Source organism: Pseudomonas sp. ArH3a (genome assembly GCF_022648765.1).
In the GTDB taxonomy this organism is placed as follows: Bacteria; Pseudomonadota; Gammaproteobacteria; order Pseudomonadales; family Pseudomonadaceae; genus Aquipseudomonas.
On record NZ_CP080330.1, the window covers coordinates 555,232 to 575,710 of the forward strand.

The 20,479-nt window shown below is 61.2% G+C and carries 17 protein-coding genes; 4 read left to right on the top strand and 13 right to left on the bottom strand.

Translation table 11 applies throughout. The annotated features are described in order from the left end of the window. Positions 1-125 precede the first annotated feature (125 nt). From K0P33_RS02455 to K0P33_RS02490, 8 genes are all read right to left on the bottom strand, one after another. On the bottom strand, positions 126-1,478 hold the full coding sequence (locus K0P33_RS02455; protein WP_094950859.1) for an LLM class flavin-dependent oxidoreductase: 1,353 nt from the start codon (positions 1,476-1,478) through the stop codon (positions 126-128). Continuing rightward, complete coding sequence (locus K0P33_RS02460) at positions 1,479-2,672, bottom strand: SfnB family sulfur acquisition oxidoreductase (RefSeq protein WP_242153897.1); 1,194 nt, start codon at positions 2,670-2,672, stop codon at positions 1,479-1,481. It abuts the gene before it with no gap. Between the two features lie 24 nt (positions 2,673-2,696). Continuing rightward, entirely contained in the window at positions 2,697-3,938 is a 1,242-nt protein-coding gene (locus tag K0P33_RS02465) for an SfnB family sulfur acquisition oxidoreductase (RefSeq protein WP_094950861.1), read from the bottom strand. A gap of 187 nt (positions 3,939-4,125) precedes the next feature. Next, positions 4,126-4,911, bottom strand: a complete 786-nt coding sequence (locus tag K0P33_RS02470) for a hypothetical protein (RefSeq protein ID WP_094950862.1) — start codon at positions 4,909-4,911, stop codon at positions 4,126-4,128. 394 nt (positions 4,912-5,305) lie between these two features. After that, positions 5,306-6,052: an L-cystine ABC transporter ATP-binding protein TcyN gene (tcyN, locus tag K0P33_RS02475; RefSeq protein ID WP_083355796.1), complete on the bottom strand. Its 747-nt coding sequence runs from the start codon at positions 6,050-6,052 to the stop codon at positions 5,306-5,308. Positions 6,053-6,055: 3 nt separating this feature from the next. After that, entirely contained in the window at positions 6,056-6,721 is a 666-nt protein-coding gene (gene tcyL / locus K0P33_RS02480) for a cystine ABC transporter permease (protein WP_242153899.1), read from the bottom strand. After that, entirely contained in the window at positions 6,721-7,515 is a 795-nt protein-coding gene (gene tcyJ, locus K0P33_RS02485) for a cystine ABC transporter substrate-binding protein (RefSeq protein ID WP_242153901.1), read from the bottom strand. Before tcyJ ends, tcyL begins: the two co-directional genes overlap by 1 nt. Positions 7,516-7,729: 214 nt before the next feature. Beyond that, complete coding sequence (locus tag K0P33_RS02490) at positions 7,730-8,728, bottom strand: D-cysteine desulfhydrase (protein ID WP_094950865.1); 999 nt, start codon at positions 8,726-8,728, stop codon at positions 7,730-7,732. A gap of 166 nt (positions 8,729-8,894) precedes the next feature. Here K0P33_RS02490 and epsC point away from each other — a divergent pair, with 166 nt between their 5' ends. The 4 genes from epsC to mgrA all read left to right on the top strand — a co-directional run bounded on the left by epsC (position 8,895) and on the right by mgrA (position 14,917). Then, complete coding sequence (epsC, locus tag K0P33_RS02495) at positions 8,895-9,821, top strand: serine O-acetyltransferase EpsC (protein ID WP_242153902.1); 927 nt, start codon at positions 8,895-8,897, stop codon at positions 9,819-9,821. A gap of 400 nt (positions 9,822-10,221) precedes the next feature. Continuing rightward, positions 10,222-12,183: a choline transporter BetT gene (betT, locus tag K0P33_RS02500; protein ID WP_176462930.1), complete on the top strand. Its 1,962-nt coding sequence runs from the start codon at positions 10,222-10,224 to the stop codon at positions 12,181-12,183. 259 nt (positions 12,184-12,442) lie between these two features. After that, the gene (locus K0P33_RS02505) at positions 12,443-13,771 is read left to right on the top strand and encodes an OprD family outer membrane porin (RefSeq protein ID WP_242155988.1); all 1,329 of its coding nucleotides are present in this window, start codon (positions 12,443-12,445) and stop codon (positions 13,769-13,771) included. A 108-nt stretch (positions 13,772-13,879) separates the two neighbouring features. Beyond that, the gene (gene mgrA, locus K0P33_RS02510) at positions 13,880-14,917 is read left to right on the top strand and encodes an L-glyceraldehyde 3-phosphate reductase (protein WP_094950869.1); all 1,038 of its coding nucleotides are present in this window, start codon (positions 13,880-13,882) and stop codon (positions 14,915-14,917) included. Positions 14,918-15,181: 264 nt separating this feature from the next. Here the strand turns inward: mgrA and tauD are convergent, their stop codons facing one another. From tauD to gshA, 5 genes are all read right to left on the bottom strand, one after another. Then, positions 15,182-16,018 (bottom strand): taurine dioxygenase, encoded by an 837-nt coding sequence (gene tauD / locus K0P33_RS02515; protein WP_242153904.1) that lies wholly within the window; start codon positions 16,016-16,018, stop codon positions 15,182-15,184. Between the two features lie 11 nt (positions 16,019-16,029). Further along, on the bottom strand, positions 16,030-16,872 hold the full coding sequence (gene tauC, locus K0P33_RS02520) for a taurine ABC transporter permease TauC (protein ID WP_242153906.1): 843 nt from the start codon (positions 16,870-16,872) through the stop codon (positions 16,030-16,032). Then, a complete protein-coding gene (tauB, locus tag K0P33_RS02525; protein WP_094950872.1) occupies positions 16,869-17,648 on the bottom strand; it encodes a taurine ABC transporter ATP-binding subunit in 780 nt (259 codons plus the stop codon). Before tauB ends, tauC begins: the two co-directional genes overlap by 4 nt. A gap of 17 nt (positions 17,649-17,665) precedes the next feature. Then, positions 17,666-18,643, bottom strand: a complete 978-nt coding sequence (gene tauA / locus K0P33_RS02530; RefSeq protein ID WP_094950873.1) for a taurine ABC transporter substrate-binding protein — start codon at positions 18,641-18,643, stop codon at positions 17,666-17,668. 243 nt (positions 18,644-18,886) lie between these two features. Beyond that, a complete protein-coding gene (gene gshA, locus K0P33_RS02535) occupies positions 18,887-20,470 on the bottom strand; it encodes a glutamate--cysteine ligase (RefSeq protein ID WP_094950874.1) in 1,584 nt (527 codons plus the stop codon). Positions 20,471-20,479: the final 9 nt, after the last annotated feature.

Below are 20,479 nucleotides of genomic sequence, written 5' to 3' on the forward strand. Positions count from 1 at the left end.
GGGGGTTAGTTAAGAACAATGCGGTCTACTGTGGGAGCTGGCTTGCCTGCGATAGCGGTCTGTCAGGCACAAATTTTTAGCTGATCTACTGCTATCGCAAGCAAGCCCGCTCCCACATTTTTTGATTAGTGACGGTAGGTAGAACCGGTGTGTTGTTCGGGTAAGCGAGCGGAGCCCTGGAACACTTTTTCGCGCAGCGTTCCCTGCTCGTAAGCGGTCTTGTACGACCCCCGACGCTGCAACTCCGGCACCACCAGGTCGATAAAGTCCACATAGCTTTCCGGCGTCACAATGCGCGTGAGGTTGAAGCCATCCAGCCCGGTTTCACTGACCCACGATTCCAGCTCATCGGCGACCTGTTCGGGCGAGCCGACCAAGGTGATATAGCGCCCGCCGAGGGCGTGCTGTTCGAGCAATTTGCGCCGGGTCCAGTCGTTGTTCTGCAGGTTCTTGGTGGCCGACTGGATCGCGTTGCTCTTCACGTACTGGATCGGTTCATCGATCTCGTATTGGGCAAAATCAATCGCCGTCGATGCCGAGAAATGCGCCACACCGGCCTCCGGGCTGGCATAGCTCAGGTACTCGGCGTGCTTGGCCCAGGCCAGCGCTTCGGTGGCACCCACGATCACGTTGAGGCCCATGAACACCTTGATGTCCTCCGGGTTACGCCCGGCCTCGACCGCGCTGGCGCGCACCTTGTCCACTTGGGCCTTGGTCGCGGCCTTGTTCTGGCCGCTGATGAACACGCACTCGGCATGCTGGCCGGCGAACAGCAAGCCCCGCTCTGAACTGCCGGCCTGGAACAGCACCGGCGTGCGTTGCGGCGACGGCTCGCAGAGGTGATAACCCTCGACCTGATAGAACTCGCCGTGGTGTTCGACCTTGTGCACCTTGCCCGGCTGCGCATAGACCCGTTGTTGCGGATCGTTGATGACCGCGTCGTCTTCCCAGCTGCCTTCCCAGAGTTTGTACAGCACCTGGAGGTATTCATCGGCCTGGTCGTAGCGCCGGTCATGCTCAACCTGTTCGGTCAGGCCCATGGCCTTGGCGGCACTGTCGAGGTAGCCGGTGACGATGTTCCAGCCGACCCGGCCACGGCTCAGGTGGTCGAGGGTGGACATCCGCCGGGCGAACAGATACGGCGGCTCGTAGGTGAGGTTGGCGGTGAGGCCGAAGCCAAGATTTTTGGTGACGGCGGCCATGGCCGAGACCAGCAGCAGTGGGTCATTGACCGGCAGTTGGATCGATTCTTTGAGCGGCACGTCGATGGAGTTCTGGTAAACGTCGTACACGCCGACGATGTCGGCGATAAACAAACCATCGAATAGCCCGCGTTCGAGGGTTTGCGCCAGGTCAGTCCAGTACTCGACGGTTTTGTACTGCGTCGAGGTGTCCCGTGGATGCGTCCACAGGCCGTGGTTGATGTGCCCGATGCAGTTCATGTTGAAGGCATTGAGCAGGATTTTTTTCTTTGCCATTTAGAGGGTCCCCCGCAGTGGCGGGTTTTCATCATTGAGGTAGTAATTGCCCACCGCGTGGTACTTCCAGCGCACCGGGTCGTGCAGGGTATGCACGCGGGCGTTGCGCCAGTGGCGATCGAGGCCGTGTTCGGCCAAGGTCGCCTGGCTGCCGGCGAGTTCGAACAAGGTGCTGCCGGCGGCCAGCGAGATCTCGGTGCTCAGGGCGCGCGCTTCGGCGACGGCAATGGACGCGGCGGCAACGGTCTCGGCCGTGCTGTCGGCCTGGGCGCGGTCGAGGAATTCGCCCGAGCGTTCCAGCAACGCTTGCGCCGCGTGCAGGCGGATGCTCAGGTGGCCGAAGCTTTTGAGCGTCAACGGGTCTTCGGTGGCCTTGTCGTTGCCGGAATCGATCCACGGGCGGGTCTTGGTGCGCACAAAGTGCAGCGCGTCCTCGAAGGCGGCGCGGGCGATGCCGGTGTCGATGGCGGCGTGAAGGATCTGCGCCAGCGGGCCGACGGTGGTCGGGCGCTCGAAGGCGCTCTGGAACGGGATCACGTCTTGCGCTGCGACCCACACGTTGTCGAACACCACCGAGCCGCTGCCGGTGGTGCGCTGGCCGAAGCCGCTCCAGTCGTCGATTACGCTCAGGCCTTCGCTGTCACGGGGCACAAACGCCAGTTGCTGCACGCCGTGTTCATCCACCACCGAGGTGGGGATGCGTTGGGCGTAGATGGCGCCGGTGGAGTAGAACTTGCGGCCGGTGATGCGAAAACCGTCACCGTCGCGGGTGATTTTGGTCACGCGGTCGTGAGCGGTTTTGGTGCCCAGCTCCGCCAAGGCATTGCCGAAACGTTGGCCGGCAAGCACTTCGGCATACAGGCGTTTTTGCTGCGCCGGGCTGCCATTCACGCGCAGCACTTCCAGGGCGTAGAAGTGGTTTTGCGGGATCTGGCCCAGCGACGCATCCGCTTGGGCAATCAACGCAATAACCTTGGCCAGGGTGACGTTGGACACACCGGCACCGCCGTGCTCCTTCGGTACGCTGATGCCCCACAGGCCGGAGCGCGAAAACACGTCCAGCTCGGGCAGCGGCAGGCGACGTTCGCGGTCGCGCTGGGCGCTGTCGCGACGGAAATCTTCGGCCAGGTCGCTGGCGACAATGAGGGCTTGTTCGTCGCTGGTGATGACCGCGACGTTAGGGGAAAAAGTCATAAGTTTCTCCAGAGGTCTGGTCGGTCAGATCCAGGAATGTCGAGCAGGCAAAGTGCCGTTCAGTCGATAAGCGCCCACGGCGTGGTACTTCCAGCGCACCGGGTCGTGCAGGGTGTGCACCCGGGCGTTGCGCCAGTGGCGGTCAAGGTTGAATTCAGCGAGGGTGGCGCGGCTGCCGGCCAGTTCGAAGAGCTTTTCGCTGACCAGCAACGACACTTCAGTGGTCAGCACTTTCGCCTCGGCCACGGCAATCGAAGCCCGCGCAGCGGATTGCGCGGTGATCGGCGCGGCACTGACCTCGTCCAGCACCTTGCCGGCCTTGCGCAACAGGGCTTCGGCGGCGTGCAGTTCGATTTTCAGCTTGCCGATGTCGGCGATTACATACAAATCATCACTGGCGCGTTCGACCTTGGCGTCGATCCACGGGCGTGAGCGTTCACGCACGAATGCGATGGTGTCATCGAGCGCGCCACGGGCGATGCCGGCGTCGATGGCGGCCTGGATCAATTGCGAGACGGCGCCCTGGATATTCGGGCTTTCGCCGATGCGCCAGTTCTCCACTACCAGCTCCGCGTCCACCGGCACTCGGTCGAGCAGTACGGTGCCGCTGGCGGTGGTGCGTTGGCCAAAGCCCGACCAATCGTCAACGATGCGCAGCCCTTCGCTGCCACGGCGCACAAAGGCCATGACCTGCTTGCCGTCATCGTTCAGCGCCTTGACCGCCACCCAATGGGCAAACAGCGCGCCGGTGGAATAGAACTTCTGGCCGCTGATCACGTAGCCGTCGCCTTCAGCGGTGATGCGCGCCTTGAGCTCCAGGGTGTTTTTAGTGCCGCGTTCCGGGCCGCCGTTGCCGATGCGCCAGCCGTCGAGGACGCTCTGGAACAGCTGCTTTTTCTGGCGTTCGGTGGCGGCGCCCTGCACCAGGTGCAGGATGCCGAAATGGTTCTGCGGGATCTGCCCCAGGGCTGGGTCCGCCGCGCTGATGATCGCGAACACGTCGGCCAAGGTGGTGAAAGACACCTGTGGGCCGCCGTATTCACGGGGAATGGAAATACTGCCCAACCCGCTGCGGGTGAATTGTTCGATTTGTGCCCATGGCAGCTTGCGCTGCTGGTCGCGCTTGGCCGCTTGCAGGCGCGCGGCCTGGGCCAATTCATGGGCTGCGCTCAACGCTTGCGCGTCGTTGCGCAGCACAGCGGCCGGCAACAGCAATGGGGCTACATCCAGATCACTCTGGGGGGGTGTTAGAGCCAAGTTAGACATCAGCGCCGCTCCTTGGCTGCACGTAATGCCCTGGCGTTATGCACCGGGGTAATTCTGACCATACCGACCTCGCATTCAATGAAATAGAAACAGAAAAATCAGAGATGTCCGGTGGTCCGGTGCATATACCCTAAGCGTGTTAAATTTTTAAATAAACTAACTTATAGGAATATGCATAGAAGGGCTGTCACCCAGGTTCGCACGGTGAACCGGGTTGGCGCGGTTGGTAGGTCGACGCGGCCCTGGCCGGGCGGGGCGGCGTCTGTGGAGAGCAGGTGGCAATGGTCAGGCTGCGCACCGGTGCCCAGCGTGAATTATTACCGACACGGTCAAGGATGCAGTACGTCACGTCCAGGCGGCTGTCGTCGCCCGCTTCGATGATCACCGTTGAGGGCACCCATACGTGTACCGCCAGGCCGACGCCTTTGGCTTGGATTGTCGGCAGGTCCAGACGCACGTCACCCCACCGCAGGGTAATGGCGTCGCCGCTTGCCATATTCAGGTACGGCTCGATGGTCAGCGGAATACCGCGCCGTACCTGGCTGCCATTGATGCCGTAGCGTCGGATCGTGTCGGGCAGGCTCACAGGCGCGAGGTTCTGGTTTTCGTCGCGCAAGAGCGCCGAAGGCTGGCCCCCTGGGTAGTTGGTTTTTACCTGCACGTGCGTGATGGCTGAGCATGCCGGGCCGTGGCCGATCTGCATGACTTGGTAGTGAACCTGCGCCAGTCCGTCCAGCACAAAACTTTCCGGAACCCGCAGGCGTGTGGGTGTGCCGATTTTGCACGCGGTCACGCGCCGAGCGTCGGCAAAGCAGTTGTTCCAGAACAACTCGATCAGGTCGCCTTCCTCCATGCCGGGGTAGGGGGCGATGTCCACCTGCAGTTGGGTGGCGGCGAGGGCATTGATGCCATGTGGATGAGCCTGTGGCAGGGTCGGGGCGGTGAGCAGGGCCGGGGTTGCAGTGCGCGTCATAAGTAATCTCCTTGATGCAGCCAGCAGCAATCGTTCCGGCGCCCGTGGCGCGGTTGTGCGCAGGGTGCCGAAAGGAACGATTCAGTGAATAGCCGGGATAGGATCCAATCCTCTGGGCGCTAGATAAGAGGGTTGGCCGGGGGGCGTCAATGGCGGCAAAGGGCTAAACGGCGGGTTGGGGTAGATTCAGACGAGTCTGACGAGGCGGGGGATTTTGAGGCGGGTACAGCGGTGATTTTTATGCGTTGCAATGAGGATTTCGTGTAGGAGCGGCTTATTGTGACGAGGGAGCTTGCACCCGCTGTAGCGCGAAGCGCTCCCAAGATTTTGGGGCGGCTACGCAGCCCAGCGGGAGCAAGCTCCCTCGCCACAGTGCGGGCCTGCTCTGAGGAAATTAATGAGCCAGAAACTTGCTCAAGAACTGCTTGGTTCGTTCTTCCTTGGGGTTGGCAAACAACGCCTTGGCTTCGCCCTGTTCCACGATCACGCCCTTGTCGAAGAAGATCACCCGGTTGGCTACATCGCGGGCAAAGCTCATTTCGTGGGTGACGATAACCATGGTGCGGTTTTCTTCGGCCAGGCTGCGGATGGTCGCCAGCACTTCGCCGACCAACTCCGGGTCGAGGGCCGAGGTGGGTTCGTCGAACAGGATCACCTCCGGCTCCATGGCCAGTGCACGGGCAATCGCCACGCGCTGTTGCTGGCCGCCGGACAAGCGCCTCGGGTAAGACTCTTCTTTACCCGCCAGGCCGACTCTGGCCAGCAGCTTGCGACCCAGCGCAATCGCGGCCTCGCGCGGCATCTTCTTGACCACGATCGGGCCTTCGATGACGTTTTCCAGCGCGGTGCGGTGCGGGAACAGGTTGAAGTTCTGGAACACGAAACCCACGTGCTGGCGCAAGCGCCGCACCAGGCCTTGTTGCTGGTTGAGCGGCTTGTTGCTGTCGATCTCGATGTCACCCACCTTGATGCGGCCGCTGGTGGGTTCTTCGAGGAAATTCAGGCAGCGCAGGAAGGTGGTCTTGCCGGAACCGCTGGGGCCAATGATGGCGACCACTTCGCCCTCCTTGACCTCAAGGTCGATCCCGTTGAGCACCACCTGACCTTTGAATTGTTTGGTCAGTTTTTCAACCACGATCATGCTTCAAGACTCCAGGTCATGCCGGTTGACCCGGTCTTCCAGACGATTTTGAAAATGCGCCAGGATGCTCGCCAGTACCCAGTAGATCAGAGCGGCGGACAGATACATGGTGAAAATTTCGAAGGTACGCGCCGACACCAGTTGCGCCTGGCGAAACAGCTCCGGCACCTGAATGGTGGCGGCCAGCGCCGTGTCCTTGACCAGCGAAATAAAGCTGTTGCCCAGCGGCGGCAATGCCGTGCGCATGGCCTGCGGCAGGATGGCCCGGCGCAGGGTCTGCGCGCGGGTCATGCCGATACTGGCTGCCGCTTCCCACTGGCCGCGCTCGATGGAGCTGATCGCGGCGCGCAGGATTTCACAGGCATAAGCGGCCATGTTCAGCGAGAAGCCGATCATGGCGGCCGGAATCGGGTCCAGCTCGATGCCCACTTGCGGCAAGCCGTAGTAGATCAAAAACAGCTGCACCAGCAAGGGCGTGCCGCGAAAGAACGACACATAGACGCGGGCAATCCAACTGACCAGCTTGAAGCGTGACAACCGCATCAGGGCCAGGCCGAAGCCCAGCAGCAGGCCGAAGAACATTCCGCCCAGGCTAAGAATCACCGTGTAGTACGCGCCCTTGAGCAGAAAGGGCGCGGAGTCCAGCGCGAGTTGGAAACCTGCTTCCATTATTGAGTGACGTCAGCGTTGAAGTACTTCTCGGACAGCTTCTTCAAGGTGCCGTCGGCGCGCAGCTTGTCGAGGGCCTTGTTCACCGCGTCGAGCAGTTCAGGCTCGCCTTTGCGCAGGGCAATACCGGCTTCCTGACGGGAGAAGGCATCACCGGCTGCTGCGGTGTCCGGGGCTTTCTTGGCGTACTCAAGTGCCGCCAGGCGGTCGATCAGGATGGCGTCGATACGACCGATGCGCAGGTCCTGGAACTTGGTTGGGTCATCGTTGTAGGTCTTGATGATGGCTTTAGGTTGGTTGTCCTTGAGCCATTGTTCGTAGTTGGTGCCCAGGCCTACGCCGACTTTTTTGCTGGCCAAGTCGTCGGCAGTCTTGATGGTGTCGACGTTTTTCTTCAGCACCAGCGCCTGAATACCGGAAACGGTGTAGGGCTTGGAGAAGTCGTACTTCTTCTGGCGCTCTTCGGAGATGGTCACTTGGTTGATCACGGCGTCCAGGCGCTTGGACTCCAGGGCCGCGAGGATGCCGTCCCACGGCGTGGCTTGCAGCTTGACCTTCACGCTCAGCTCCTTGGCCAGCGCTTCGGACAGCTCCACTTCGAAACCGCTGAGCTTGCCGCTCTCATCGACAAAGCTGAACGGCGGGTAGGTGCCTTCCAGGCCGATCTTGATCTCGCCGGCTTTCTTGATGTTGCCCAGCTGCTCACCAGCGATGGCTTGGCCCATCAGGCCAGCCCCGAGTGCCAAGCCCAATGTGCCAACCAGCAACGTGCGACGCAATACAGAAATAGTCATGAACAGCCCCTGTGTTTTTATGGTGAGCGAAGCAGGTGACGCAGTAGTCGTATCCTGCCTTAAAGCGCGAAGCGCGTCTTCGCCTTCGGCGCGACTATAAAGCGAGTTTTTAAGACTTGAAAATAATATAAATATAATTTGTTATGCTTTTTTAGAATATGACATTCAATCTAATGTGGGAGCAGGCAAGCCAGCTCCCACATGTGGTCCGTGTTCAGTCCGTTAGAACAGAGTCATAGGCAAACAACGCCGGCGCCCCGCCGGTATGCAGGAAAATAATCGGACCGTCCTCAAACCGCTGCCGCCCGATGCCATCCAGCAAACCGGCCATGGCTTTGCCCGTGTAGACCGGGTCCAACAGCAGGCCTTCCTGGCTCGCCAATAGCTTGACCGCAGCGAGGGTGCCGGCGTTCGGTTCGCCGTAGCGCGGGCCGAAATATTCGTCCCACAAAATCACGTTGAACGCCTCGGGGATATCCACGCCGAGCAATTCGGCGGTGCGTTCGGCCAGGCCCTGCACTTTCGGGAACTGAGCTTGCTCGGTGCGCGACACCGTAATGCCCACCACCGGCAAATTCGGCAGCACTTCACTCAAGGCCAGGGCGAGGCCGCTGTGGGTGCCGGCACTGCCCGAGGCGAGTACCACAGCGGCGAATTCAATCCCGCTGTCTTCGATCTGCCCGGCCAGTTCCAGCCCGGCGCGTACATAGCCGAGGGCGCCGAGAGCATTGGAACCGCCGATAGGCACCAGGTACGGCTTTTTACCGTTGCTGCGCAGGCGATCGGCGAGGGCGTTGAGTTGCTCGTCGACGTTGTCGAGGTTCTCGACCAATTCAACCTTGGCGTCGAACAGCTCCAGCAGCAGGCGGTTGCCGTTGGCCAGGTAGTTAGGGTCTTCGGTACCAGTGGGGTTTTCCAGCAGCGCAACGCAGCCCAGGCCGAGCTTGGCGGCCAGCGCAGCGGTTTGGCGCACGTGGTTGGACTGGATGGCGCCGGCAGTTACCAAAGTGTCGGCACCCTGGGCGATGGCATCGGCGGCCAGGTATTCAAGTTTGCGCAGTTTGTTGCCGCCCATGGCCAGCGGCGTGGTGTCGTCGCGTTTGACGTAGATGTCCCTGCCCAGCCAGGCCGACAGCCGCTCGAGTTTTTCCAGGGCAGTGGCGCCGCCCAGCAGTTCCAGGCGGTTAAAACGGTCGAGCTGTTGTTTGATCATGGCTACGCACGGTGGCTAAGTGATTGGGCGACTATAGGCAGGCACTTTTCATCGGGCAACCGCCAATCGCTTATTCCGTCTGGTTCTTTGCATCACACCATTGGTTCTTAAGGGCGGCCAGGGTGCATACCGTAAAGTGATGGCCATTACGTCAGGAGTGAATACCGTGAGTGAGCGTTCCAGCCATTGGCAATTGCAGACCATCGTCAGCCAACTGCGCGGCGCCCGGGACCAGTGGCGTACGCGCAATGGCCGCTTGAGTGGCGAGCACGGCGGCCGAGAGTTGCCGTCGCGCGAGGCGGTGGCGCAGATTCTTGAGTCGCTGTGCGGCGCGCTGTTTCCGATGCGCCTGGGGCCGGTGGACTTGCGCGAGGAAAGTGAAGATTTCTACGTCGGCCATACCCTCGACGTCGCCTTGAATGCCTTGCTCGGCCAGGCGCGCCTGGAGCTGCGCTACGCCGCACGCCAGGGCGGCGAGGATGACAGCGCGGTCGACGCCCTGGCCATCCGCCTGATCCAGGATTTTGCCCTGGCCTTGCCTTCCCTGCGCAGCCTGCTGGACACCGACGTGTTGGCCGCCTACCACGGCGACCCGGCCGCCCGCAGTGTGGATGAAGTGCTGCTGTGCTACCCGGGGATTCTGGCGGTGATTCACCATCGCCTGGCGCACCACTTATATCGCGCCGGGTTGCCACTGCTGGCGCGGATCAGCGCGGAGATTGCCCACTCGGCCACCGGCATCGACATTCACCCCGGCGCGCAGATCGGCCCGAGTTTCTTTATCGACCACGGCACGGGCGTGGTGATTGGCGAAACCGCGATCATCGGCGAGCGAGTGCGCATTTATCAGGCGGTGACCTTGGGCGCCAAGCGCTTCCCGGCGGATGAGGACGGGCAGTTGCAGAAGGGCCATCCACGCCATCCGATTGTTGAGGACGATGTGGTGATTTATGCCGGGGCGACGATCCTGGGGCGAATTACCATCGGCAAGGGCTCGACGATTGGCGGCAATGTGTGGCTAACCCGCAGCGTGCCGGCGGGGGCGAATATTACCCAGGCGAATTTGCAGCATGAGGATGGGGCGCAGAAGTAGTGCTTGAGCCACACACCCGATCCAATGTGGGAGCTGAATTGCCTGCGGTAGCGGTATGTCTGATCCGCCGCCATCGCAGGCAAGCCAGCCCCCACATTGGGCTGCATTTCAAATTTGAACCGGTTTTCACTCAGCCATCGCTGAACGATTTGCCATCTCCACCCGTCATACCAATCCTTGAGCTAGTGTAGGAATTGTCTACCGCTCAGCCCTGCGATTAGTCCCAGACCGCCTATCCATGTTTAACTTGAATGTTCGTTCAAGTTAAACCGGTGGTTCGCTGCCCGCTCACAACAGGAGGCTTACCTTTGCTGAGTCCGTTATTTACAGCCACATCCCACACCGTAGGGGTGCATCGTTCATGAGTGCATCGTCCACCCCATCCAGCGGCATGGTGCGCATGAATGCGCCCGTTTTCTACTTTGCCGCCAGCTTCATCCTGCTATTTGGCATCACGGTCATCGCGATCCCGCAACAGGCCGGTGCCTGGCTGCTGGCCGCGCAAAACTGGGCGGCCAACACGGTCGGCTGGTATTACATGCTGGCGATGACCCTGTATCTGGTCTTCGTGGTGGTCACCGCGCTATCGGGCTACGGCAAGATAAAACTCGGTGCCGACCACGACGAACCCGAATTCAGTTACCTGTCCTGGGCCGGCATGCTGTTCGCCGCTGGGATCAGCATCACGCTGTTTTTCTTCTGTGTGTCCGAGCCGCTGACGCACCTGGTGCAACCGCCTCAGGGCGCGCCGATGAACGCCGATGCTGCCCGCCAGGCCATGCAGATCCTGTTTCTGCACTGGGGCCTGCACGGCTGGGGCGTGTTCGCCTTTGTCGGCATGGCCCTGGCGTATTTCGCCTACCGGCATAACCTGCCGCTGGCGTTGCGCTCGGCGCTTTACCCGCTGATTGGTAAGCGCATCAATGGCCCTATCGGCTACGCGGTGGATGGCTTCGGCATCATCGCCACGGTGTTTGGCCTCGGCGCCGACATGGGCTTTGGTGTGTTGCACCTCAACTCGGGCTTGGATTACCTGTTCGGCATTGCCCACACCCAGTGGATCCAGGTTGGCCTGATCACGCTGATGATGGGCGCCGCGATCCTCGTCGCCGTTGCTGGCGTGGACAAGGGCGTGCGGGTGATGTCCGACATCAACATGCTGCTGGCCTGCGCGCTGCTGCTGTTTGTATTGTTCGCCGGGCCCACCCAGCACTTGCTCAACACCCTGATCCAGAACATCGGTGACTACCTCGGCGCCTTGCCGACCAAGAGTTTCGATGTGTACGCCTACGACAAACCCAGCGACTGGCTGGGCGGTTGGACGGTGTTCTACTGGGCCTGGTGGATCGCATGGTCGCCGTTCGTGGGCCTGTTTATCGCGCGTATTTCCCGTGGCCGCACTATCCGTGAGTTCGTCTTTGGCGTGCTGCTGATCCCGCTCGGCTTCACGCTGGCGTGGATGTCGATCTTTGGCAACAGTGCCATCGACCAAGTGCTCAACCACGGGATGACCGCGCTCGGCCAGTCGGCCATTGATGACCCGTCGATGAGCCTCTACCTGCTGCTGGAGACCTACCCGTGGAGCAAGACGGTCATCGCGGTCACGGTGTTTATCAGCTTCGTGTTCTTCGTCACCTCAGCCGACTCCGGCACCGTGGTGCTGTCGACCCTGTCGTCCAAAGGCGGCAACGCCGATGAAGACGGGCCGAAATGGCTACGCGTGTTCTGGGGCGCGATGACTGCATTGGTCACCAGTGCTTTGCTGTTCGCCGGCAGTATCGACTCGCTGAAATCCGCGGTGGTGCTGACCTCGTTGCCGTTCTCGCTGATCCTGTTGCTGATGATGTGGGGGCTGCACAAGGCGTTCTACCTCGAATCGCAAAAGCAGATCGCCCAGATGCATTCCCTCGCGCCGGTGTCCGGTTCACGCAAGGGCACGGGCGGTTGGCGCCAGCGTCTGACCCAGGCCGTGCATTTCCCGTCGCGCGATGAGGTGTACCGGTTCCTTGAAACCACGGTGCGCCCGGCGATCGAAGAAGTGACGGCGGTGTTTGTCGAAAAAGGCCTCAACGTCGTCACCCAGCCCGACCCGTCCAACGACAGCGTCAGCCTGGAAATCGGCCACGGCGAAGAGCATCCGTTCGTGTATCAGGTGCAGATGCGTGGCTATTTCACGCCGTCCTTTGCACGCGGTGGCATGGGCTCTAAGCAGCTCAACAACCGTCGCTATTATCGGGCGGAAGTGCACTTGAGTGAGGGCAGCCAGGACTACGACTTGGTGGGCTACACCAAGGAGCAGATCATCAACGACATCCTCGACCAGTACGAGCGTCACCTGCAGTTCCTGCACCTGGTGCGCTAGTCCCCTGTGCTCGCCCGTGATCGCATCAGCTCGGTGTTTGAGATACACCGAGTTGCCTGCATCGCGGGCAAGCCCGCGCCCACAAAAAAGCCCGCAAAGCCCCGTCCTACGGGGCTTTCTTAAATTTAATTTCATTCGCTCAAGCCCCGGTTTGACGCGCAACTGTCATCTGGCCACTGCGTAATTGTGTGAAGCGTTTGACGCTTTCATTTCAGAACAGTGACGGAGACCGGTAACAATGAAGACGTTAATAAGCCCCATGGTGGGGGTCGCCATGGCGAGCTTTATGCTGTCCGCCCACGCCGATTTTATTGACGACAGCCACGCCGATGTGACCTTGCTCAACCGCTACCTCAACCAGCAAGGGCGTGATGTGGTGAACAGCAACGCCAAGGCCCACAGCGTGCGTGATTGGGGCCAGGGTTTCGAGTTCAACTTCAAGTCCGGCTACACCGATGGGCCGGTCGGGTTTGGTCTGGACTTGCAGGCGTTCTACGGCTTGAAACTGGACTCCGGTGGTGACCTCAACGACAAGGATCACCAGGGCCGTTACCCCGGCAGCATGTTCCCGCTGGACGACGGCAAATCCGCCGACCAGTTTGGCGTGCTGAGCCCCACGTTCAAGATGCGCTTCGCCAAGGATGAGCTGCGCGTGGGCACGCTGTACGGCAACAACCCAGTGTTGGCCAACACTGACGGGCGCCTGTACCAGCAGACCAATACCGGTGTGCAACTGGTGTCCAAGGACCTCAGCGACTTCACCTTTACCGGTGGCGATATCTTCAAGACCAAGATTCGCAACGAAACCGGCGACCAGGGCATGATCACCGCCGGTGGTACCCAAGAAAGTGATCGCTTCCTGTTCGGCGGTGCGGACTACACCGGCATCCAGAACACCACCGTCAGCCTGTGGTATTCCAACCTTGAGAATTACTACCAGCAGTTCTTCCTCGGCGCCAAGCGTCATGACGCATTGTCTGTGGGCGCGATCGACACCGACGTGCGGGTGTTCCGCAGTCTGGGTGTGGGCGCCAACACCGATGGCGACAAGGACTTTGCCGGTGCCGGCCTCTACGGTGACGGCACCAGCAAAGGCCGCATCAACCAGACCACCGCCAGCTTGCTTGAGAGCTACAGCCTGGACGGCCATACCGTGGGCCTTGGCATCCAGAAAAACAGCGGTGACAGCGACTTCCCGTACCTCGATTCCGGCCTGAACAGCGGTGACGCGCGCCAGGGCCCAGGCTCAGGTGCCGACACCCCGGCACTGACCAACATGCAGTTGAACAAATTCCAGCACGCGGGCGAACGCACCTGGCTTGCGCAGTACAAATATGACTTCGGCAAACTCGGTCTCGCTGGCCTGACGTTCTCCGCCGCCTATGCCCACGGCGATGACATCCGCACTGCACAAGGCACCACCAGCGAATGGGAACGCAACATTGCGGTGGCCTACCAAGTACCGACCGGCACCCTCAAAGGGCTTGGCGTGACCTGGAAAAACGCGCACGCCAGCCCGGACATTACCGGTGCCACCGTGCAAGATGAAAATCGCTTCTATGTCAGCTATGTCGTTCCACTCTGGTAGGTAATTGCTGTAAAACGGAAGGGCATAGTTAAGCGATTCAGCGGGTTAAAAGGCCTGGGAATATCGTTATTCCCAGGCCTTATTTGCCCTAAGCCCAGAGAGGATTCGATGACGTATATTGCTGCCGAAAACCGCTATGAATCTATTCCCTATCGCCGCGTAGGCCGCAGTGGATTGGTGCTACCTGCACTGTCCTTGGGGCTGTGGCACAACTTTGGCGACAGCACCCCAATCGACACCCAGCGCGCTTTGCTGCGCACCGCGTTCGACCTGGGGATCAACCACTTCGACCTGGCCAACAACTATGGCCCGCCCTACGGCAGCGCCGAGATCAACTTCGGCCGTTTGCTGCGCGAAGACTTCAAGCACTACCGCGATGAATTGATCATCTCCAGCAAAGCCGGTTGGGACATGTGGCCCGGCCCTTACGGCCAGGGCGGCGGTTCGCGCAAATACATACTGGCGAGCCTGGATCAGAGCCTGCAACGCCTGGGCGTCGACTACGTGGATATTTTCTACTCCCACCGTTTTGACCCCGACACCCCGCTGGAAGAAACCGCCAGCGCCCTCGCTACCGCCGTGCAACAAGGCAAGGCGTTGTACATCGGTATCTCGTCTTATTCAGGCGTGAAAACCCGTGAAATCGCAGCCTTGCTCAACGAGTGGAAAGTGCCGCTGCTGATCCACCAGCCGGCCTACAACCTGCTTAACCGCTGGGTGGAAAAAGACCTGCTGGAGACCACCGAAGAACTCGGTGCCGGGGTGATTGCGTTCACGCCGCTGGCCCAGGGTTTGCTCACCGACAAGTACCTCAATGGCGTGCCGGCGGATGCGCGGGTTAACCGCCCGGGTGGCGGCTCGTTACAGGCCAAGCACCTGTCCGAAGCCAACATCGCCCACGTGCGTGCGCTGAATGAAATCGCCAAGCGTCGCGGCCAGAGCCTGGCGCAACTGGCGCTGGCCTGGACCCTGCGTGACCCACGGGTGACCAGTGCGCTGATCGGCGCAAGCCGGCCGGAGCAGATCATCGAGAACGTAGGGGCGTTGAAGAACTTGAGCTTCAGCGTGGAAGAGCTGGCGGAGATTGATCGGTTTGCGCAGGAAGGCGGGATTAACCTGTGGGAGAAGCCATCCACCGCTGAATAACCCACCACATCGTTCCCACGCTCTGCGTGGGAATGCCCCCTGTGACGCTCCGCGTCACGGCTCTAGAAGCAGGCGCAGAGCGCCGTGGGCTGCGTTCCCAAGCAGAGCGTGGGAACGATCTAGCAGGCATAACTCGGTCAATGTGGGAGCGGGCTTGCCCGCGATGACGGTGTTTCAGCCGATGAAGATATTGGCTGACCCACCGCTATCGCAGCGATGCGGCGACTCGACAAGCCAGCACCCACAGCTGATTTGCGGTGTGGCTTAGAAGGGTACGTCGCCCAAAATCGTCGCCCGATGCATCACCCGCCGCTGCGGCCGGTAGTCATCCACCGCGTAATGCTGGGTCACGCGGTTATCCCAGAACGCGACGTCATTCTCCTGCCAGCGCCAGCGAATGGTGAATTCGGGGCGGGTCGCGTGGGCGAACAGCAGCTTCAAAATCGCTTCGCTTTCGGCCGGCTCCAGCTCGTTGATCTTGGTGGTAAACCCATCGCTGACAAACAGCGACTTGCGCCCACTCACCGGATGCGTGCGCACCACCGGGTGCGACAGCGGTGGGTTTTTCTTGCGGGTTTCTTCCCAGCGGGCCAAGTCCTCGACGGTATTGCCAAAGCGCTCCAGCGGGAAGGATTTGGTGAAGTCGTGGGTGGCAGTCAATCCGTCGAGCAGCCGCTTGAGCGGCGCCGACAGCGCCTCATACGCTGCAATCCCGCTGGCCCACAGCGTATCGCCGCCAAACGCCGGCAACAGCTTGGCACTCAGTACCGCGCCGAGGGCCGGAGTGGGCAGGAAGGTTACGTCGGTGTGCCACACGGCGTTGTCGCGCACGTCGGTGACGGCGGTGTCGAGGATCAGCACTTCGGGCTGTTCCGGCACGTTGGGGTAAATCGGATGAATATGCAGGTCGCCAAAATTCGCCGCGAACCGCGCCTGTTGCTGCGGGTTGATGGCTTGGTCTCTGAAGAACAGCACCGAGTGCTTGAGCAACGCCTGCTCGATGGCGTCGCGTTCTTCAAGGTTCAGCGGCTGGGTGATATCGACGCCACTGATCAGGGCGCCCAAGGCGGTGCTTATTGGCGTAACGGTCAGGCTGCTCATGCGGTTCTCACTCAGTGTGCCTGGCCATGCCAAGGCACTAATTTACGCTGCAGGGCACGCAGGCCCATTTCCATGGCGAAGGCGATCAGGGCGATCACCAGAATCCCCAGCACCACCACATCGGTGACCAGGAACTGCGCCGCCGACTGCACCATGAAGCCCAGGCCGCTGGTGGCTGCGATCAGCTCGGCGGCGACCAATGTCGACCAGCCCACACCCAGGCCGATGCGCACACCGGTGAGAATGTCGGGCAGGGCACTCGGCAGGATTACATGGCGAATCAGCTGGGCACGGGTGGCGCCCAACGACTGAGCGGCACGCAGCTTGGCGGGGTCGACGGTGCGCACGCCAGTCGCAGTGGCGATGGCGATGGGCGCAAAGATCGCCAGGTAAATCAGCAGCACCTTGGACAGCTCGCCGATGCCGCACCAGATCACGATCAGCGGCAAGTAGGCCAAGGGCGGAATCGGCCGGTAAAACTCGATCAGCGGGTCGAGAATGCCGCGCGCGATGCGGTTGGAACCGATGGCAATGCCCACCGGCACGGCGGTCAGCACCGCAAAACCGAGGCCCAGGCCGATACGCTGCAGGCTTGCGCCCAAGTGCTGCCACAAGGTGGAGTCCATGTAGCCGGTGGTCGCCAGCAGCCAGCCTTTTTGCAGCACAGCGGACGGCGGTGGCAGGAACAACGGTTCGATCAAGCCGGTGGCGGTCACCGCCCACCAGATCGCCAGCAAGACGACCAAGGTGAGTACGCTGACCCAATGTGTGCTCAGGCTGCGACGCACCGGAATAACCGCGTGCGCTGCCGGCTTGGCGGCGGTGGCGGTGGCGGGGAGTTCGTAGCTGCTCATGCGGACACCTGCCGTTGCGAGAACACTTTGCTCAGCACGTGTTCGCGGGTTTCGATAAAGCGCGGGTCGGACTTGATCGCCCGCGCCGATTCACCGGCGGCGTAGCGCTGGCCGAAGTCCAGGTGCAGTCGCTCGACGATCTGGCCGGGGTTGGGCGCCAGCAGGATCAAATCGGTGGCGAGGAACACCGCTTCTTCAATGTCGTGGGTAATCAGGAACACCGGCTTGGCCGTGCGCCGCCAGACTTGCAGGAGCAATTCCTGCATTTGTTCGCGGGTGAAAGCATCGAGGGCGCCGAAGGGTTCGTCCATCAGCAACACGCGCGGGTCGGCCGCCAGTGCGCGGGCCAGGCCCACACGTTGCTTTTGGCCGCCGGAAAGCTGCCAAATGCGCCGGCTGCCGAAACCCGCCAGGTCGACCAGCGCGAGCATTTCCCGGGCGCGCACTTCGCGTTGCGCCTTGGGCACGCCAGCCAGTTCGAGGCCGAAACCGACGTTAGCCAGTACGTCCTGCCAGGGCAGCAGGGCGTCGTCCTGGAACACCACGCCGCGCTCGGCGCTTGGGCCTTTGACCGGCACGCCATCGAGGGTGATGCGCCCGGCAGAGGGTTCAACAAAGCCGGCAATCAGGTTCAACAGCGAAGTCTTGCCACTGCCGGACGGGCCCAGGGCCACCAGCAATTGCTGGGGCCCAAGGTCCAGTGAAATATCAGACAGTACCGGTTCTGTGGCGCCTGGGTACTGTGCGCTGATGCGCTCCAGTTGTAGCAAGGCCATCGCAATGAACTCCTGAATCAGTTGTTGATGAACTTGGCGCTGACGTACGGGGCGTAGTCCGGCAGCACGGCGTCGACCTTGCCTTGTTCCTTGAGGAACACGGCGGTGTCGGTCACAGCCTTGGTGGTCGGTGCGCCCAGCAAGGTCACTTGGTCAGCAGCCAGCGGGTAGACGTTGCCTTGCAGCAGCAGTGGGATGTCACTGGCCTTGGCGCCGGAGAGCTTCACCAGCTTGTCGACGTTGCCTTTATCGGCGAGCCAGGCTTGTGGGTCTTTGCGGTACGCGGCGTAGGCATCCAGAGTGACCTTGGCGAAGGCCGTGACGATTTCCGGGTGCTTCTCGGCGAAATCCTTACGCACGATCCACGCATCGAAGGTCGGCGCGCCGAACTTGGCCAGTTCGCCGGAGGTGATCAGCACCTTGCCGTTTTCCTTGGCCACGCCCAAGGCTGGGTCCCACACGTAGGTGGCGTCGATGTCACCGCGTTTCCACGCGGCGATGATTGCCGGCGGCGCGAGGTTGAGGATGGTGACTTTCGCGGGGTCGATGTTCCAGTGCTTCAACGCGGCCAACAGGCTGTAGTGGCCGGTGGACACGAACGGCACGGCGATCTTTTTGCCGATCAGGTCCTGCGGGCTGTTGATCCCTGAACCGTTGCGCGCCACCAAAGCTTCGGCGCCGCCGATTTGGGTGGCCACGAGGAACGTTTCCACTGGAACTTTGCGGGTAACGGCAGCGGTCAGCGGGCTGGAACCGAGGTAGCCGATTTGCACGTCGCCGGAGGCGATGGCGGCGATGATGTCGGCGCCATTGTCGAATTTGCGCCAGTCGATCTTGGCGTTGGTGGCTTTTTCATACGCGCCGTCGGCCTGGGCGACTTTCGCCGGGTCCACGGTGGTCTGGTAAGCGATCGTCACATCCGCCGCCTGGGCAAACAGGCTGGCACCGGCCAGGGACAATGCGGCCAAGAGGCGCAGAGGGGTTAAACGTTTCAAGGGGAAGCTCCTCAATCAGGCGGCCGAGGGTCGGCGTGTGAGGAGACTAAATGATCTAAGAATCCGAAAATAAATAACCTTTTCGAATTAGCTTATTAGGATAAGAGTGAATGCTGATGTTGAGGGCGCATCGGCCAAATGTGCGAGCGGGCTTGCCTGCGATGCGCACGACTCGGTATTCCAGATGCACCGAGTTGATGCTATCGCAGGCAAGCCCGCTCCCACAGGGGCGGCGTGATGCTTTTAGTTGCTGATCGCCAAGATGCTCGCCTGGTACGACCCGACAAACACATCAAAGTCGCCCACTTCGTTCTGCTCCAACTCCGCCTGCTGCGCCAGCGAATTGCGCGCCAGTTCTTCAAAGCGTGCCTGCTCTTGCGCCGGCAACGGCTCTTTACGGAAATATTCGGCGTGCACCTCGCTCTGGTGCAGGGAGAACTGCGCAAAACTCTCTTTACGTTCTGCCATCGCCGCCAACACCTGGGCAGATGGCGTCAGGGACGGATCCTTGACCTTCGCCAACTGAACATCCAACGCCTGGCTGTGCTCGGTGATGCCCTGGCTCTCATCGAGCAGGGCCGCCAACGGCGCGATCTGCTCCAGCAGCTCGGTGGCCCATTCCTTCATGTCCACAGGCTGGTCCTGACGCTGCAACTGCAGGCCCGGACGACGGCCTTCCTTGACCACGCTGAGGAAGTTGGAGGTGGCATTGCCGCATTCGTTATTGGCGAACAGCGGGCTGTCGTTCAATGCGCAATACAGCAGGAACGCGTCGAGGAAACGCGACTCCGGTAGGTCGATGCCCATCGGCAGGAACGGGTTGATGTCCAGGCAGCGCACTTCGATGTATTGGATGCCACGCGCCATCAGCGCCTGGATCGGCCGCTCGCCGGTGTAGGTCACGCGCTTGGGGCGGATATTGGAGTAGTACTCGTTTTCGATCTGCAGGATGTTGGTGTTGAGCTGAACCCACTCACCGTCCTTATGCGTGCCGACTTCGACGTAGGGCGCGTAGGGTGTTGCCACCGCTTCGCGCAGGCTGTCGGTGTAGCTGGCCAGATCGTTGTAGCACGGTGTGAGGCCGGCCTGGGCGTTGCTCTGGTAACCCAGGTCGCTCATGCGCAGGCTGGTGGCGTAGGGCAGGTAGAGCGTGTCGGCGTCCAGCACTTCCAACTGGTGCGAGCGCCCGCGCAGGAAACCGGCGTCCAGGGCCGGCGAAGCACCAAACAGGTACATCAGCAGCCAGCTGTAACGACGGAAATTACGGATCAGTGCGATATAGGCCGTGGACTGGTAGTCGCGGTCGGTGCCCACGAAGCCTTCCGTCTCCTTGAGCAACGGCCACAGCGCTTCCGGCAGGGAAAAGTTGTAGTGGATGCCGGCGATGCACTGCATGGTCTTGCCGTAACGCAGGGCCAGGCCCTTGCGGTACACGTACTTGAGCTGTCCGATATTGGAGGTGCCGTAGTAGGCAATCGGAATATCTTCCTCGGCCGGCAACGGGCACGGCATCGAAGGGCTCCACAGGTACTCGTTGCCGAGCTTGCTGTAGGCAAAGCGATGGATTTTGTCCAGGCTGCTCAGGGTATCGGCCGGGTTGGGCAGGGCTGGGGTGATGAACTCCAGCAGCGATTCCGAGTAGTCAGTGGTGATCTGCTCGTGGGTCAACGCGGCGCCCAGGGCTTCGGGGTGCGGCGTTTGCGCCAGGCGACCTTCACCTGTGACGCGTAGGCATTCGCGCTCGATGCCGTGCAAGCACTGCTCTAGCAGGGAGAGGTGTTCGCGCTTGCCGAGCAAAGCCAGGCGGCGGTTGAGAAGTTCGCTCAAGTTGGATTC